Below are 3323 nucleotides of genomic sequence, written 5' to 3' on the forward strand. Positions count from 1 at the left end.
ACTGCTGCCCGGCTACATGATCCCGGCGTCCTGGCTCGTCCTCGACACCATGCCGCTCACCCCCAACGGCAAGCTCGACCGCAAGGCCCTGCCCAAGCCCGCCCTCGGCGAGCAGGACACCCTCCGCGGCCCCCGCACCGAGCGCGAGCGGGTCCTCTGCGACATCCTCGCCGAGGTCCTCGGCACCGGCCGGGTCGGCATCGACGAGGACTTCTTCGCCCTCGGCGGCGACAGCATCCGCTCCATCCAGGTCGTCAGCCGGGCCCACAAGGCCGGACTCACCCTCACCACCCGCGACATCTTCACCCACAAGACCGCCGCCGCCCTCGCCCGGGTCGCGGGCGGCGCCGACCCCACGGCGGCGACCGCGCCCGCCGAGGACGCGGGCGGCACCGGCCCGTACGAACTCACCCCGATCATGGGCCAGTTGCACGACGACACCACCAGCCTCACCGGCCCGGTCGTCAAGTACAGCCAGCACGTGGTCGTCCGGGTCCCCGCCGCCCTGGACGCCGAACTGCTCGACGCGGCCCTGCACACCCTGGTCGACCACCACGACGCGCTGCGCACCCGGGCCACCGAACCCGCCCCCGGCCTGTGGCACCTGGAGGCACTGGCCCCCGGCGCGCTCGCCGGCGTCCGCCTGGTCGCCACGGCCGAGAACGGCGCCGGCAGCGGCGCCGACGACCAGGACGCCCTCGGCTTCGCCGAGCGGCAGGCCTCCGCCGCCCGCGCCCGGCTCGACCCCGCCGCCGCCGTGATGATCCAGGCCGTGCTGATCGGCGCGGCCCCCGGCGCCGACACCGCCCTGCTGGTGCTCTCCGCCCACCACCTGGTCATCGACGGCGTGTCCTGGCGGATCCTGCTGCCCGACCTCGCCGCCGCCTGCGAGGCGCTGGCGGCCGGCCGCACCCCCGCCCTCGACCCGGTCGGCACCTCCTACCGCGCCTGGTCCCAGCTGCTCGCCGCGCAGGCCCGCACCCAGGTCCGCGGCCCCGAACTCGCCCTCTGGCAGTCGATCCTGACCGGCCCCGACCCGCTGGTCGGCACCCACCGGCTCGACCCCGAGACGGACGTCTACGGCACCCAGCGCACCCTGCGCCTGGAGCTCGGCCCCGAGGTCACCGGCCCGCTGCTCACCGACGTCCCGGCGGCCTTCCACGCCGAGGTCAACGACGTCCTGCTGACCGGCCTCGCCCTCGCCGCCGCCGACTGGCGCCGCCGGCACGGCCGCGCCGACTACGCCCAGACCCTGATCGAGCTGGAGGGCCACGGCCGCGAGCAGCTCAGCGACGGCCTCGACCTGTCCCGCACCGTCGGCTGGTTCACCAGCGCCTTCCCGATGCGCCTCGACCCCGGCACGCTCGACTGGGACGAGCTCTGGGCCGGCGGCCCCGCCCTCGCCGCCGCCCTCAAGCGGATCAAGGAGCAGCTGCGCGCGCTGCCCGACCGCGGCGTCGGCTACGGCCTGCTGCGCTACCTCAACCCGCACGCCGCCCGCGCCCTGGCCGGCCACCACAAGCCGCAGATCGGCTTCAACTACATGGGCCGCTTCGACGCCCGCGAGGCCCGCCTCTGGGAGCCGGCCGGCGGCGACGGCGTGGTCGGCACCGGCGCCCACCCCGGCATGCCGCTGCCGCACCTGCTCGACGTCACCCCGGCCACCGAGGACCGGCACGACGGCCCGCACCTGATCGCCAACTGGTCCTGGGCCGGCCGGACCGTCGCCGAGGAGGACGCCCAGGACGTCGCGGCCACCTGGTTCCGCGCCCTCGAACTGCTCGCCCGGCACGCCACCGCCCCCGGCGCGGGCGGCCGCACCCCCTCCGACCTGCCGCTGGTCGCCCTGGCCCAGGACGAGATCGAGGAGTACGAGGCCGAACTCGCCGAGGCCGGCACCGCCCTCGCCGACGTCCTGCCGCTCACCCCGCTCCAGCAGGGCATGCTCTTCCACGCCGACTACGACACCGCCGCCGGCAGCGCCGCGGACGCGGTCGACGTCTACACCCTGCAGATCGTCGCCGACATCGAGGGCGACCTCGACGCCGACGCCCTGCGCGCCGCCGGGCAGACCCTGCTCGACCGGCACCCCAACCTGCGCGCCGCCTTCCGCGCCCGGGCCACCGGCGAGCCCGTCCAGGTCATCGCCCAGCACGCCGAACTGCCCTGGCTGGACGCCGACCTGACCGACCTGCCGGAGCCCGCCCGGGCCGCCGAGCTGAACCGCATCACCGAGGCCGAGCGCACCCGCCGCTTCGACCTCGCCGCGCCGCCGCTGCTGCGCTTCGCGCTCGTCACCCACGGCGAGGGCCGGCACCGGTTCATCTGGACCAGCCACCACATCCTGGTCGACGGCTGGTCGATGCCGCTGCTCGTCCGCGAGCTGTTCGCGCTCTGCGCGCCCGGCGCGGACGTCGCGCTGCTGCCCGACCCGGCCCCGTACCGCTCGTACCTGGCCTGGCTGACCGCGCAGGACCGCACGGCCGCCCGGGCCGCCTGGCACGAGGTGCTGGCCGACATCGACGAGCCCACCCTGCTCGTCCCCGCCGACCCGAGCCGCCTCCCGGCGCTGCCCGACGCGGTGCTCGCCGAGGTGCCGCGCGAGCTGACCGCCGCGCTCGCCGGCTGGGCCCGCACCCAGGGCCTGACCGTCAACACCGTGGTGCAGGGCTGCTGGGCGCTGCTGCTCGGCCGGCTCACCGGCCGCCAGGACGTGGTGTTCGGCGCCGTCACCTCCGGCCGCCCGGCCGAGGTCCCGGACGTCGAGTCGATGATCGGCATGTTCCTCACCACCGTGCCGGTCCGGGCCCGGCTGCACCCCGGCGACACCCTCGCCGAACTGCTGCACGCCCTCCAGGACCAGCAGACCGCGCTGCTCCCGCACGAGCACCTCGGGCTCGCCGCGATCCACCAGGCCGCCGGCCTGTCCGGCGAGGTCTTCGACACCGTGGTGCTGTTCGAGAACTTCCCGCTGGACGAGAACGGCCTCGACACCGGCGTCGCCGACGGCCCGCGCATCGTCCGCACCGAGGCCCTGGACGCCCGGCACCACCCGCTGAGCCTGGTGGTCCACCCCGGCGACAGCCTGCACCTGCGGCTGGACTACAACCCCGGCCTGTTCGGCCGGGCCGAGGTCGAGCGGGTCGCGGCGATCTTCCAGCACCTGCTGCGGACCGTCGCCGAGCGGCCCGGACTGCCGCTCGCCCAGGTCGACGTGACCGCCCCGGCGGACCTCACCGGCACCGGCACCCCCGGCGAGCTGGGCGGACTGCTCGGCGCCTGGGACCCGTCGATCCCCGAGGAGAGCCTCGGCGTCGTCGAGC

1 protein-coding gene is annotated in these 3323 nt (G+C 76.1%); it reads left to right on the forward strand.

Going from position 1 to position 3323, the window contains the following annotated elements:
* Positions 1-3323, forward strand: a 3323-nt coding sequence (locus ACFV6I_RS38600; protein ID WP_380430859.1) for a condensation domain-containing protein, incomplete at both ends; no start/stop codon positions are given.

It is taken from the genome of Kitasatospora sp. NPDC059803, from assembly GCF_042732255.1.
Lineage (GTDB): Bacteria > Actinomycetota > Actinomycetes > Streptomycetales > Streptomycetaceae > Kitasatospora.